Source organism: Mycobacterium sp. NGS45, assembly GCF_059812645.1.
Map to the genome: position 1 here is coordinate 57538 of NZ_JCALDB010000019.1, position 13012 is coordinate 70549.

Below are 13012 nucleotides of genomic sequence, written 5' to 3' on the forward strand. Positions count from 1 at the left end.
TAGAGCGCGAGCGGGCAGAGGACGGAGACGGCGTTACGGCCTGGCTCGTTCCGGGCGCCAGGCCCGCAGCGGGCGCAGCAGTGCACTCTTCTTGCGGTGGTGCCCGGCCATCCGGCTCAGGATGTCGGCCAACGTCTCGACTGCCTCGTCGATGTAGGGCCCCTTGTTCAGCATCACGCACTCGGCACGCTCGCCCAGAGCCGCATCGCTGATCTCCGCGCGCGACGGCATACCGGTCCGGGCCAGTTGCTCGAGCACCTGGGTGGCCCAGATGACCGGCAGATGCCCGGATTCACACAGCCACAGGATCTCCTCCTGCACCTCGGCCATCCGCTCATGCCCGCACTCGACGGCCAGGTCGCCGCGCGCGATCATCACGCCGACCCGGCTGCGTCGCATCGCCATCAAGGCCAGCTGCGGCAGATGTTCGAACCCGACCCGGGTTTCGATCTTGAGCACCACGCCCAGCTCGTGATCGTCGACCTCGTCGAGCAGTTGCAGCAGCCGGGCCACGTCCTCGGGCTCCCGCACGAACGACAACTGCACGATGTCGGCGAGTTCGGCGACCGTCGGTAGATCCGCGACGTCCTTATCGGTCAAGGCGGAAACCGGCAGATCGGTGTCGGGCAGGTTGATGCCCTTACCGGCACGCAGTTTGGCACTCGCATGCACCGGGTGGTCGATGCGGACCTCGAAGCTGCCCGACTCGACGGCCACCACCTCGCCGCCGATCTTGCCGTCGTCGAAGAACACCCGCTCCCCGATCTCGATGATGTCGAACACCTCGGGCAGGGTGCAGCCGATCCGCGGCGGGCTGACGTCGACCGGCACCGGGGTCAGGTCGCGGGTGACCTGCAGGACGTCGCCGGCCTGCAGCCGCAGCGCTTGCACCGCCGGCTCAAGCTCACCGATCTGCGCGGTCAGCTCCGACCCGACCGGATGCAAGGTGGTGCCGGTTTCCAGGTACACGGTCTGTTCGCAGCTGACCACGGCTCCGCCGGAGCCGACCTGCTCGACCTCCAGCCAGCGCCGGGATCCGCGGGCATCACGCAGTTCGAGCACGTCGCCGGCACTGAGCTGACGTACCAATCCGCCGGTGACCGGCAGCGTCGTCAGCTCGTCGGGCGCGGCGGCCGGGTTGCTCGCCGAGGTCAACCAGCCGCGGGCGGACTGCAGTACCTCACCGCGCGCATTGCGAACCGGCCGCAGCCGCACCACTTTCGGGCCTTCGGACAACGGCCCGGTGCGCAGCTTGGGACCAGCGAGGTCCATCGCGATCAACACCTCCTGGCCGACCCGCCGTCCGGCGGCGCGGACGTTGGCGGCCATCACGCGCCACGCGTCGGCGTCGTCGTGCGCGCAGTTGATCCGCGCAATCGACATGCCGCGCTGCACCAAACGCTCGACCAGACCCGCGTCGGTGGCGGCTTCCGACGGCAGTGTCACCATGATCCGCGCCGAGTTGCCGGCCGGCGCCGGACCGAGCAACTCTTCGGCGTTGCGATCCAGAACCTGGGTACCGGCGCCGAACGGCACACTCGCGGTGCCGACCGGTTCGTAGGGCAAGCCCCGCAGCGCGGCGATGGCCGCGGCGACGGCCTGCAGCGTCGCGGCGACGTGAGATTCGCTGCGGCCCAGTGAGGACAGACCCAGCCGGCCCAACCGCAACTGCAGGTCGCGCAGATCGAATTGCCGGATCGCCCAGTAGTGCACCAGGTTGACCGCGCTCAGATGATGTTCGGCGGCAACGGCCTGCACCCAAGGCGCCCAAAGCCGTTCGGCTTCGGCCAACGACTCCAGCAGTTCGGCCAGCTCGGCGGCCAGCTGATCGAGCTCTTCGGCGATCACCCTTCGACGCTAACCCGGTTGGGTGTCGCCAGGGTGAATACTGCGCGTTGATTACCCGCGCCGCCGGTTACTCCCCGAGCGAGGCCGACAACCGCTCGGCAGCCGCGACGTAGTCCTCGATGAACTCCAGCACCACCTCGCGGGCCGGGCGCACCTTGTTCATCAGCCCGACGCCTTGGCCGACGAAGTAGGTGGCCAGCTTCTGCGCACCCTCGTGGCCACCTTCGGCCAGGCGGTCGATGCGGCGCAGCACCGGCTCGCACAGCATCGACTGCAGCGGCAACGGCAGTGGCTTCTGCCCGCCTTCACTGGGCAGCCAGGCGTCGGTCCAGTCCGAAGCCAGCTGCCGGGACGGCTTTCCGGTGCGGCCCATCGAACGCACGGTGTCGCGCGAGGTGGCGGCCAGCATCTTCTGCACGGTGTAGGGCGCGGTCTCGGCTTCCTCGGTGGTCAGCCACACCGAACCGGTCCAGGCGCCGGCCGCGCCCATCGCCACGCAGCCGGCCATCTGCCGGCCGGTGACGATGCCGCCGGCCGCCAGCACCGGGACGTCGCTGCCGAGTTCGGCGATCGCCTCGAGCACCTCGGGTACCAGCACCAACGTGGACACCTCGCCGCAGTGCCCGCCGGCCTCGGTGCCCTGCGCGATGATCAGGTCGACACCGGCCTTGACCTGCTTGACCGCGTGCTCACGGGCGCCGACCAGCGCGGCCACCGGGATGCCGTGTTTGCGGCCGGCCTCGATCATGTAGTCCGGCGGCACACCCAGCGCGTTGGCCATCAGCTTGATCGGGTGCTGCAGCGCGACGTCGAGCAGCGCGGCACCGGTGTCGCCGGACAGGCTGGACCCGGCCAGCCGCACATCCTCGGCCGGAATGTCGTGGCTGGCCAGCAGCTCGGTGACGTAGCTGCGGTAGGAGTCGGGGATGCGCTTGGCGAGGTCGTCCTTGGACAGGCTTTCGCCCTTGCCCTCGAACTTGGCCGGCACGATGATGTCGACGCCGTAGGGCTTGCCGCCGACGTGCTCGTCGATCCAGGTGAGCTCCTGGTCGAGTTGGTCGGGGGTGAACGCGGTGCCGCCCAGCACGCCGAACCCACCGGCGTTGGTGACTGCGGCGACCACGTCGCGGCAATGGCTGAAAGCGAACAGCGGGAACTCGATGCCGAACTGTTCACGCAGCGAAGTCTTCATGCCGCCAGTATTACTTGACGGGTGTCAAAGACTCAACCAGGCCCCTGATCAGGGCAGCTGGAACGGCAGCTTGACCCCGTCGTGCGCCTGGCAGTGCGCGCAGGTGCCCACCTCGTCGACCCCGTCGAGCGCTTCGCGTACCAGCTTCTTGAACGGGCCGATGTTGCGGTCGAACTCGGCGAACACGTCGACCGCGCGCACACCGGCGCCGGCTTCCACGCCGGCGTCCAGATCGGTGACCAGAGCGATTGCCGCATAACAGATTTCGAGCTCGCGGGCCAGCACCGACTCGGGATAACCGGTCATGTTGATCAAGGTGAAGCCCTGCCGGGCGTACCACTGGCTCTCGGCCCGGGTGGAGAACCGCGGGCCTTCGATCACCACCATGGTGCCGCCGTCGACCACGCCGGGCAGCCCGGCCGCGGCTTGACGCAGATCCGGACAGTACGGGTCGGCGAAACTGACGTGGATGCCGCCGCGATCGAAGTAGGTGGCGGGCCGTCCGCTGGTGCGGTCGACGAGTTGATCGGGCACCACCAGCGCACCCGGACCCAGGTCGGGGGTGAGGCTGCCGACCGCGCACGGTGCGAAGATGCGCCGCACACCGAGCGCGCGCAGCGCCCACAGATTGGCCCGGTACGGCACGGTGTGCGGGGAGAACTCGTGGTTGCGGCCGTGCCGCGGCAGGAACGCCACCTCGCGTGCGCCGACCATGCCGATGGTGACCGCGGCGCTGGGCGCGCCGTAGGGGGTGTCGAGGTCGACGCTGCGCGCGTCGTCGTCGAAGAACGAATAGAAGCCGCTGCCGCCGATCACTCCGAGCATCCGACCATTCTGCGGTACCACCTGCACCGAGTTACCGGGCCGGTGCACCCGGGGTTCGGCTGGATGCAACGATCTGTGCCATGGCATCCGTGGCCCAGTGGATCGAAGGCGCTCGACCCCGCACCCTGCCCAACGCGGTGGCCCCGGTGATCGCGGGCACCGGAGCGGCCGCCTGGCTGGGCGGCGCGGTGTGGTGGAAGGCGCTGCTCGCGCTGGTGGTCGCGGTCGCGCTGATCATCGGGGTGAACTTCGCCAACGACTACTCCGACGGCATCCGCGGCACCGACGACGACCGGGTCGGTCCGCTGCGGCTGGTCGGTTCCAAGCTGGCCGCACCGCGCGCGGTGCTGACCGCGGCGGTGCTGGCGTTGAGCGTGGGTGCGGTGGCCGGCCTGGTGCTCGCGCTCTTCAGCAATCCGTGGTTGATCGCCGTCGGCGCGGTGTGCATCGCCGGGGCCTGGCTGTACACCGGCGGCGCCAAACCGTATGGCTATTCCGGCCTGGGCGAGGTCGCGGTGTTCGTCTTCTTCGGTCTGGTGGCGGTGCTGGGCACGCAGTACACCCAGGCGCTGCGCGTCGATGCGGTGGGCCTGGCATGCGCCGTGGCGATCGGTTCGATGTCCTCGGCGGTGCTGGTGGCGAACAACCTGCGCGACATCCCCACCGACACCACCTCGGGCAAGATCACCTTGGCGGTTCGATTGGGCGACAAGCGAACCCGGATCTTCTACGTCGGGCTGCTGGCGGTGACCGGCCTGGTGACCCTGGGGTTGGCGGCCGCGACGCCGTGGTGTCTACTCGGTCTGCTGGCGACGCCGTTGGCGGTCCGGGCGGCTCGGCCGGTCGTCGGCAATGCGGTTGGTCCGCAGCTGATTCCGGTACTGCGCGACACCGGCTTGACCATGCTGGTGTGGGCCGTGGCGGTCGGTGCTGCCTTGCTGTTGGCCGCCTGATCAGGCGGCGTCGGTCAGTAGCTGTGTGACCGCCGCGCGTAACTGCGCGACGTCGACGTGCTGGCTCACCAGGCTCAGGCTGGCCCCGTCAGCACAACCCAGAATGCCCAATAGCAGGTGCTCACACCGGATCTCGGGTTGGCGGTGACTAGCGGCTTCGCGTACGGCCAGTTCCAGCGCCTTGCGGGCGGCGCGACTGAACGGCACCAGCCCACGACGGCGACGGCGTCGTCCTGAGCTGCTGACCGCGTTGTCGAACGCGAGCGGGCCGAAGGATTCGGTCACCACATCCCGCACCGCGTACAGATCGATGCCGATCGCACGCAACGCCTCGGCGTCGTCGTCGAAGGTTCCGGCCGCGCTGCCGAGCCGGGTGCGCAGGTCGTCGGCGGTCAGCCCGAAACCGGCGCACATCGTGGTCAGTGCGGCGTCGGCGGGGTCGAGCACCGCGATCAGCAGATGCTCCGGCCGGATCTCGCGGGCGCCGAGGTCACGCGCTTCCTCCTGGGCCAACGCGACGGCCACCCGGGCCGTGCGGGCAAAGCGTTCGAACATGCTCACCTCCGACGGTTGTACTTCTGGTGCACGGCCTGTCGACTCACGCCGAGTGCATCGGCGATGGCCTGCCAGCTCCAGCCCTGCTCGCGGGCCTTGGCCACGTGCAGTGCTTCCAGCCGCTCCTGCAGGCGCTGCAACGCGCGGACGGCACGCAGTCCGGTTGCCGGGTCGACGCTGCCGAAGTCCTCGACGGGTAGCTCAGCGGGTTCCGCCATGTCGTCAATCAAACTTGACACGACGGCCGGATGTCAAGCCGAGTTGACACATCGGTCAAAGCCGCAGCGATTGAAGACCGGCAATGTCGGGCATACCGCGTACAGGTCTTACTGAGGAGGAAAGCTGCCATGGGCGACGACGCCGAGGATCCGGTCGACCACCAACGCACCCATCTGCCGCATGCCGGCGAGGCGATGAAGAACCCGGCCGGCAAGCCGGGCCTGTTCGCGATCGGCCTCGGCGTCTTCGCGGTACTGATCTCGATCGCCAGCTTCGGTACCGACCGCAGCACGGCCGGTGTGGTCGCCGGAATCGTGGCGGTGGTGCTGTTCGTGTTCGGGTTCGCCTGGATCTACTGGCAGCGCACCCGGGTGCGGCGCGAAGTCAGCAGCCGACCCGACGAGTAGTCGAGCGGGTCAGCGAGCTCGAGAGCGGCTCGCTGAGTCCGCATGATGAAGGTCGGCTCGTTGCCGTGCCGGCGCTGACCCGGGTCGACGGCAGTCGACCGCGGCAACATCCGCTCGGATTGAGGCTGGCGTTGCACCCTCCGCGACCGGAAGAATGGCGCGCATGCCCGACACCACCTGCCTGATAGTCGGTGGCGGCCCGGCCGGCATGATGGCGGGCCTGATCCTGGCCCGGTGCGGGGTCGAGGTCACCGTACTGGAGAAGCACGCCGACTTCCTGCGCGACTTCCGCGGCGACACCGTGCATCCCAGCACCATGCGCCTGCTCGACGAGCTCGGCCTGCTCGAGGCTTTCGACCAGATCCCGTACAGCAAGCTGGAGACGGCCGCCTTCCCGTTGGACGGTGTGCCGGTGACGTTCGCCGACTTTCGCCGGTTACGCCAACCGCATCCGTATGTCGCGATGGTGCCGCAGTGGGATTTCTTGGACATGCTGGCCGACGCCGGCAAGGCGGAACCGAATTTCACCCTGCGGATGCAGACCGAGGCCACCGGCCTGCTGCGCGACGGCGACCGGATCACCGGGGTGCGGTACCGCAGTCCCGACGGTGACGCCGACCTGCGCGCGCACCTCACCATCGCCTGCGACGGGCGCTCCTCCGTCGTGCGCCAAGACGCCGGTTTGGCGCCCCGGCAGTACCCGGTGCCGTTCGACGTGTGGTGGTTTCGCATCCCACGCGCCGACGGCGAATACTCCCTGGTCCCGCGCACCGCACCGGGCCGGGCCGTGATCATGATCCCGCGGGTCGGCTACTACCAGATCGCGTTCCTGATCCCCAAGGGTTCTGACGCCGAGCTGCGTGCGCGTGGCATGGACGCGTTCAAAGCCGAACTGGCTGAACTGATCCCGGATTCCGACACCAGCGGGCTGAACTCCTGGGACGACGTCAAGAAGCTCGACGTGCAAATGAATCGGCTGCGCACCTGGTACCGCGAGGGCCTGCTGTGCATCGGCGATGCCGCGCACGCCATGTCGCCGGCCGGCGGGGTGGGCATCAACCTGGCCGTTCAGGACGCCGTCGCGGCCACCCGACTGCTGTACCAGCCGCTGCGCGAAAACCGGGTCAGCACAGATGATCTGGCCAAAGTGCAACGCCGCCGCACGCTACCGACCGTGGTGACGCAGGCAGTACAGCGGGTCGTGCACGCCCGCGTGCTCGGCCCGGTGCTGTCCGGCGCCGAGCTCAGTCCACCCGCAGCGGTGCTGAAGCTGCTGCGTCGCATCCCGCAGCTGTCGGTGCTACCGGCCTATGTGGTCGGTACCGGCGTACGCCCCGAACACATTCCAGCTCCGGCGCGCCGCTGACCCAAAGCCGTCCCAAGCTCATTCGGTTAGAAGCCAGGTACGGAAAGTTGCCCGCTTCGCCTACCTGGACGCTATCTGAACGAGCAGGGGTGGGCCGGCGGACACCTCAGAGCATCGGACGCCAACGTGGGCGCGCCGGGTCGAGTTCGCCGAGAGCGCGCTCGGTCTCCTCGGAAAGCGGCGCCGCCAACAGGGCCACCATGCCGTCGAGCAATGCGCTGACGTGCAGGCCATAGCTCAGCAGGTCGGAGCCGAACACCCGGGCGCGGTGCCGATCGGCGCAGGTGTGCACGCACATCGCCGACACCTGGTGGATCCGGTGATCGCGTAGCGGCTGCGGCACGTGGGCGATCAGCGCACCCACCCGCTCGACATACGCCTGCTGCGAGCGTTGCTGCTCATCCGGCAGCTCAGCCAGCGGGTTCTCCGGACCGGAGCGCAGCAACTGCTCCAAAAACGGTAGGTAATAACAGTTTTCGTCCTCGGCGAGCTCGATCAGCGGGAGCTGCTGGGCCTCCACGACGCTGCGTAGGTCATCGGGGTCGGCTCGGGCCTGCAGCAGTTGTCGTCGTTGGCCGAGCTGTTCGAGCCGGTTGAGCAGGATCGCGCGGATCAACGCCTGCTTCGAGCCGAAGTGGTACTGCACGGCCGACTTGTTGGCAGACCCCGCTTCGACCCCGATCTGCCGCAACGGCACGCCGTCGAGACCGCGCTGGGCGAACAACCGCTCGGCGGTCAGCACCAACTGCTGTTTGGCAGAGGGTCTGACCGGCACGGTCTGCGGCGGCGTCATGACAGTAGATTCTCACACTGGACATTGTTAAGTCTTTCGCCTTAACCTTAAGTCGATTGCATGGAGGTGCTGGTGGACCCGCGGATTACCGAGACCATTCGAGACGTCATGGCGAGCGCGCCGCCGTCGGACCAACCGCCGACGCCGCTGGCCGGCGCGTGCGCCGACTTCGTGTTCGGCCAGGTCTGGGCCCGGCCTGGGCTGAGCCGCCGAGACCGCCGCTTGGTCACCCTGACCAGCGTGTGCGCCTCGGACGCCGTCGACGAGATCAACGACCACATGTACGCGGCGCTGGCCAGCGGCGACCTCAGCACCGAGGAACTGTTGGAGTTCGTTCTGCACTTCGCGGTGTACTGCGGCTGGCCCAAAGGCGCCCAGGCCGAGGGTGCGCTGCGCACCCAGATGGCGCGGATCGCCGCCGAACGCGGCGAAGACTTCTCGCACATGCGTCCCGAGCTCAGCCCGGGGTCACTGGGTCCCACCGATCACGACGAACGACTGGCCGCCGGCGAAGAGTGCTTCATCGAGATCAACAAGATGCCGCCACCGCCCAAGGATTCGCCGTACTTCCAGGCCGGCATCCTGGCGTTCGTGTTCGGCCACCTATGGCAACGCCCGGGCCTGGGCCGCCGCGAGCGACGGCTGATCACCATCGCGTGCGTCGGGGTGTCCGACGCCATCGGCCCGATCTATTCGCATGTCGGCTCGGCGTTGGAATCCGGCGACCTGAACCCCGGCGAGATGAACGAGGTGATCCTGCAGTTCGCCGCCTACAGCGGCTTTCCCAAGGCCCGCATGCTGCAGCAGGCCGCCGACGAAACCGTGCAGCGCCTGGCCGCCGCGTCGGCCGGCCAAACCCCCTAGCAGAACGGAAAATCCAATGGCACAAGGACTCAGCGGACAGGTGGCGTTCATCACCGGCGCGGCCCGCGGTCAGGGTCGCGCACATGCCGTGCGACTGGCCCGCGAAGGTGTCGACATCATCGGCATCGACATCTGCGCCGACATCGAATCGATGGGCTACCCCAATGCCACCGAGGACGACCTGGCCATGACCGCGAAACTGGTCGAGCAGCAGGGCGCCCGGATGGTGGCGCGCAAGGCCGACGTGCGCAACCTGACCGAACTGCAGGACGCCGTCGACGAAGGTGTCGAGCGGTTCGGCCGGCTCGACATCATCATCGCCAACGCCGGCATCGTGCGCCTGGGCGCCGAAACCGAGGACTTCATGGCCGAGTGGCGCGACGTCATCGACACCAACCTGACCGGGGTGTACCAGACCGTGCGGGCCGGGTTGCCCACCATGCGCGAGGGCAAACGCGGCGGGTCGATCGTGCTGACCAGTTCGACCGCAGGCATCAAGGGCACCGCCTCGCTGAACGCCGGCGGCAACGCCTACGCCGCGGCCAAACGGGGACTGGTGGCACTCATGCAGAACCTGGCCAATTACCTGGCGCCAGAATGGATTCGGGTCAACACCATCCACCCCACCGGGGTGGCCAGCGGCATGACGCTGAACCCGATGATGACCGCACTGATGGAGCAGGCCGCGGCCGGTGGGCAGAACGCGATCTCCGGCATGGAGAACGCGTTGCCGATCCCGATGCTCGAAGCCGAAGACGTAGCCAACGCGGTCGCATTCCTGGTCTCCGAGGAAGCGAAGTTCATCACCGGCGTCGCCTGGCCGCTGGACGCCGGTTTCACGGTGCGCTGATGACGGCACTGTCCGGCGCCACCGCCGTCATCACCGGAGCCGCCAGCGGGATAGGCCGGGCCAGTGCGCATTCCCTGGCCCGGCGCGGCGCAGCGCTCGTCGTCGCCGACATCGACGCCGACGGTGCTGATGGGGTCGTCGCCGAGATCGTCGCGCAGGGCGGCCGGGCCGCGGCATTCAGCTGCGATGTCAGCGCCGAGCAGTCGTTCGCCGAACTGCGCGACTTCAGCCTGCAGACCTTCGGCCGCGTCGACGTCGTGATGAACAACGTGGGCGTGCTGACCAGCGGGCGCCCCGAGCACCTGCCGGTCAGTGAATGGCAACGCGTGATCGACATCAACTTGATGTCGGTGGTGCGCAGCAACGCCGTCTTCCTCCCGCTGCTGATCGAGCAGGGTCACGGCCACATCGTGAACACCGCGTCTTTCGCCGGGCTCTACACCTACTCCTATGACCGGTTGCCGTACGCCGCCACCAAGGCCGCGGTGCTCCAGATCAGCGAGGGTTTGGCACTCTACTTGCGGGACAGCGGCGTCGGCGTCACGGTGCTGTGCCCCGGGCCGGTGGCCACCAATATCTTGTCCACCATGCCGCCGAACTTCGGGCCCGAGGTGGAAAAGGGTTATCCCGGTCTGCAATTCGAGGTACTGCTGCCCGAGGTGGTCGGCGAGCAGGTCGCCGAGGCGATCCTGGCCGACACCTTCATGGTCTACACCCATCCGCAGGTGCGCGATGTGCTGGTGGACCGCGCGTCGGACTGGAACGGTTTCCTGGCTGCCCAACCGGCCACGCTGGCCGAGATGATGGCGCAGGCCGAGGCACGCTGACCGCCGAAGGGACGCCGGGGGCACCGCTGCAGCGGGTCCGGCGGCCGATATGCTCGGCTAAAGCCAACTAGTTGATATCAAGTGCCTGGTACGAAGGTGGAGCAGTTGTCCGAATTGAACTTTGACGGCCGTGTCGTGGTGGTGACCGGTGCCGGCGGCGGGCTGGGCCGTTGTCACGCCCTGGAATTCGCCCGCCGCGGCGCCTGGGTGGTGGTCAACGATGTCGGCGCATCGGTGGATGGGACCAGCACGTCGTCCTCGGCAGCCCAAGCCGTGGTCGACGAGATCGTCGCCGCGGGCGGTACCGCGATCGCCAACACCGACTCGGTGGCCACCCCGGAAGGTGGCAAGGGCATCGTGGACGCCGCGATGCAGGCGTTCGGCAGCCTGGATGTGCTGGTCAACAACGCCGGCATCCTGCGCGACGCCGCGTTCAAGAACATGACCTCGACGCAGGTCGACGCCGTGCTCGACGTGCACCTGCGCGGCGCGTTCCACGTCACCAGCGCGGCCTGGCCGGTCATGCGCGAGCAGAACTACGGCCGGATCATCATGACGTCGTCGGGCTCCGGGCTGTTCGGCACCTTCGGTCAGGCCAACTACGGTGCCGCCAAGACCGGTCTGATCGGGTTGATGAACGTGCTGGCGATCGAGGGTAAGCGCAACGGCATCCTGGTCAATGCCATCTCCCCGATCGCGAAGACCCGGATGACCGAGAACACCATGGCCGAGTTGGTCAAGGACCTGGAGCCGGAAAGCGTGACGCCCGTAGTGATCTACCTGGGGCACGAGTCCTGTGACCGCACGGCATACATCTATCGCGTTGGTGGCAAGCATGTTTCGCGGGTGTTCATCGCCGAGACCGCTGGTGTCGACCTGACCGAAGGCAGCGCCGAGGACTTCGCGGGCCAGCTCGACAAGATCGACGACGCCGGTGCGTTCACCATCCGCGGCGGCCCCACCAGCTGACGCTCGAACGCCTAACGCTTTCCCGCTCAACGCTTTTGGTTGCGCTTATTGAATTACATAAGCGGGAAGAAAATGGTTGAGCGGGAAGGCGCGGCGGGCGGAAACGGGTGAGCGGCAGCCCGGCCGGCGTAGCTTATTGCTCGCTCACCAGCGACAGCCAGCGCTGCACGGCCGGCGGGTCGGTCTGTACCGGCTCCGGCGGTGACATGGTCCCGCCGGCGAACGCGGCCTTCACGTTGGCCCGTGCGGTGTCGATGTCAACGTCCACCTCGTAGAGCGTGATGAAGGTGTCGCCGTCGGTCTGCCACCGCCGGGCCGAGCTGAAGCCTTCGATGGCAAGCATTTCCGGTAGGTGCACCTCATCGTGCCAGCGGTGATAGTCGGCGACCCGGTCCGGGGACACCGGTCGGCTCTCCACGAACAGCAGCGACTTCGCCATCCAAGCTCCTATCGATCAAGGGGGTTGCAGCCGACCCGGCCGCTACTGCATGGGTTCGTCACCGAGCACCGTGGTGCGCAGCATCTCTCGCGGTGAGTCCGGCGGGTAGGGCGCAGCCCGGTGCAGCACACCTTGGTTGTCCCAGATCACGGTGTCGCCGACGGTCCAGTTGTGCCGGTACACCTTCTCCTCGGTGGTGGAGCGCTCCAGCAGATCGGCCAGCAGCGCGCGGCCCTCGTCGCGGTCCATCCCGACGATATAGTCCGCCGAAGCCCCGAGCACCAGCGACTTGCGGCCGTTGCGGTGCGTCCACACCAGCGGGTTCTCATGCGTGGGCCGGGCTCGCCACCGGGCCAACTCCTCCGGCGACGGGTTCGGCTGCACCTTGCGCTGCGAGGCCTCCAGCGAGTGCACCACCCGCAGCGCGCCGTAGGCCTGCTTCTCGTCTTCGGTCAACGACTCGTAAGCGTCGTAGGCACTGGCGAATTCGGTTTCCCCACCCACCTCGGCGACCTGCACCGCGGTCAGCACGGTGGCCTTCTGCGGGCATTCGTCACCCATCGGTGTGCAGCCGTCGATATGCCATATGAACGCCGCGCGCAGATAGTCAGCGGCCTTGTTCTTCGACTTGTCCAACGTGATCGGGTAGATACCCGACACCGGGTGGTGGCCATCACCGGAGCGATCCACCTCGCCGAGCCGCCCGCAGAACGCCACCTGCGCTTCCGGATCCAGGTGCAGCCCGCGGAACACCAGCACCCCGTTGTCCTCGAGTGCGTCGAGCACTGCGGCCGCCAACCCGTCGTCGGTGCTCAGCTGGCCCGGGTCCAATCCGGCGACCTCGGCGCCGACGGAGTCGGTCAGCTTGTTGATGGTCAACACACTCATGGCATGTCCTTTCACAG

The 13012-nt window shown here is 67.9% G+C and carries 15 protein-coding genes; 7 read left to right on the forward strand and 8 right to left on the reverse strand.

Features of this window, described 5'->3' with window-relative positions; all coding sequences use genetic code 11:
• Window positions 1–33 precede the first annotated feature (33 nt).
• From AC5Y3P_RS17085 to AC5Y3P_RS17095, 3 genes are all read right to left on the reverse strand, one after another.
• Entirely contained in the window at window positions 34–1848 is a 1815-nt protein-coding gene (locus AC5Y3P_RS17085) for a pyruvate kinase (RefSeq protein WP_500047107.1), read from the reverse strand.
• Between the two features lie 67 nt (window positions 1849–1915).
• Window positions 1916–3040 (reverse strand): nitronate monooxygenase, encoded by a 1125-nt coding sequence (locus AC5Y3P_RS17090; RefSeq protein ID WP_500047108.1) that lies wholly within the window; start codon window positions 3038–3040, stop codon window positions 1916–1918.
• A gap of 48 nt (window positions 3041–3088) precedes the next feature.
• Window positions 3089–3865, reverse strand: coding sequence for an S-methyl-5'-thioadenosine phosphorylase (locus AC5Y3P_RS17095; RefSeq protein WP_500047109.1), 777 nt, complete (start codon window positions 3863–3865; stop codon window positions 3089–3091).
• An 80-nt stretch (window positions 3866–3945) separates the two neighbouring features.
• On the opposite strand from AC5Y3P_RS17095, the gene AC5Y3P_RS17100 reads away from it, so the two are divergent.
• On the forward strand, window positions 3946–4818 hold the full coding sequence (locus AC5Y3P_RS17100) for a 1,4-dihydroxy-2-naphthoate polyprenyltransferase (RefSeq protein WP_500047110.1): 873 nt from the start codon (window positions 3946–3948) through the stop codon (window positions 4816–4818).
• On the opposite strand, the gene AC5Y3P_RS17105 is transcribed toward AC5Y3P_RS17100, so the two are convergent.
• Together AC5Y3P_RS17105 and AC5Y3P_RS17110 are read right to left on the reverse strand one after the other, a co-directional pair.
• Window positions 4819–5373: a Clp protease N-terminal domain-containing protein gene (locus AC5Y3P_RS17105; RefSeq protein ID WP_500047111.1), complete on the reverse strand. Its 555-nt coding sequence runs from the start codon at window positions 5371–5373 to the stop codon at window positions 4819–4821.
• Window positions 5374–5375: 2 nt separating this feature from the next.
• On the reverse strand, window positions 5376–5591 hold the full coding sequence (locus AC5Y3P_RS17110; RefSeq protein WP_500047112.1) for a helix-turn-helix domain-containing protein: 216 nt from the start codon (window positions 5589–5591) through the stop codon (window positions 5376–5378).
• 129 nt (window positions 5592–5720) lie between these two features.
• Between AC5Y3P_RS17110 and AC5Y3P_RS17115 the strand changes: the two genes are divergently transcribed.
• Both AC5Y3P_RS17115 and AC5Y3P_RS17120 read left to right on the forward strand, forming a co-directional pair.
• Window positions 5721–5999 (forward strand): hypothetical protein, encoded by a 279-nt coding sequence (locus AC5Y3P_RS17115; RefSeq protein WP_500047113.1) that lies wholly within the window; start codon window positions 5721–5723, stop codon window positions 5997–5999.
• A 163-nt stretch (window positions 6000–6162) separates the two neighbouring features.
• Window positions 6163–7365, forward strand: a complete 1203-nt coding sequence (locus AC5Y3P_RS17120) for an FAD-dependent oxidoreductase (RefSeq protein ID WP_500047114.1) — start codon at window positions 6163–6165, stop codon at window positions 7363–7365.
• 106 nt (window positions 7366–7471) lie between these two features.
• On the opposite strand, the gene AC5Y3P_RS17125 is transcribed toward AC5Y3P_RS17120, so the two are convergent.
• The gene (locus AC5Y3P_RS17125) at window positions 7472–8158 is read right to left on the reverse strand and encodes a TetR/AcrR family transcriptional regulator (RefSeq protein ID WP_500047115.1); all 687 of its coding nucleotides are present in this window, start codon (window positions 8156–8158) and stop codon (window positions 7472–7474) included.
• Between the two features lie 60 nt (window positions 8159–8218).
• Here AC5Y3P_RS17125 and AC5Y3P_RS17130 point away from each other — a divergent pair, with 60 nt between their 5' ends.
• The 4 genes from AC5Y3P_RS17130 (at window position 8219) to AC5Y3P_RS17145 (ending at window position 11668) form a co-directional block, all read left to right on the forward strand.
• Window positions 8219–9022: a carboxymuconolactone decarboxylase family protein gene (locus AC5Y3P_RS17130; protein WP_500047116.1), complete on the forward strand. Its 804-nt coding sequence runs from the start codon at window positions 8219–8221 to the stop codon at window positions 9020–9022.
• Window positions 9023–9038: 16 nt separating this feature from the next.
• Window positions 9039–9872, forward strand: a complete 834-nt coding sequence (locus tag AC5Y3P_RS17135) for a mycofactocin-coupled SDR family oxidoreductase (RefSeq protein WP_500047117.1) — start codon at window positions 9039–9041, stop codon at window positions 9870–9872.
• On the forward strand, window positions 9872–10699 hold the full coding sequence (locus AC5Y3P_RS17140) for an SDR family oxidoreductase (protein WP_500047118.1): 828 nt from the start codon (window positions 9872–9874) through the stop codon (window positions 10697–10699). Before AC5Y3P_RS17135 ends, AC5Y3P_RS17140 begins: the two co-directional genes overlap by 1 nt.
• 114 nt (window positions 10700–10813) lie before the next feature.
• The gene (locus AC5Y3P_RS17145; protein WP_500047149.1) at window positions 10814–11668 is read left to right on the forward strand and encodes an SDR family NAD(P)-dependent oxidoreductase; all 855 of its coding nucleotides are present in this window, start codon (window positions 10814–10816) and stop codon (window positions 11666–11668) included.
• Between the two features lie 133 nt (window positions 11669–11801).
• Here AC5Y3P_RS17145 and AC5Y3P_RS17150 read toward each other — a convergent pair whose 3' ends face one another.
• Entirely contained in the window at window positions 11802–12107 is a 306-nt protein-coding gene (locus AC5Y3P_RS17150; protein ID WP_500047119.1) for a hypothetical protein, read from the reverse strand.
• A gap of 42 nt (window positions 12108–12149) precedes the next feature.
• The gene (locus AC5Y3P_RS17155; RefSeq protein ID WP_500047120.1) at window positions 12150–12995 is read right to left on the reverse strand and encodes a TauD/TfdA dioxygenase family protein; all 846 of its coding nucleotides are present in this window, start codon (window positions 12993–12995) and stop codon (window positions 12150–12152) included.
• Window positions 12996–13012 lie beyond the last annotated feature (17 nt).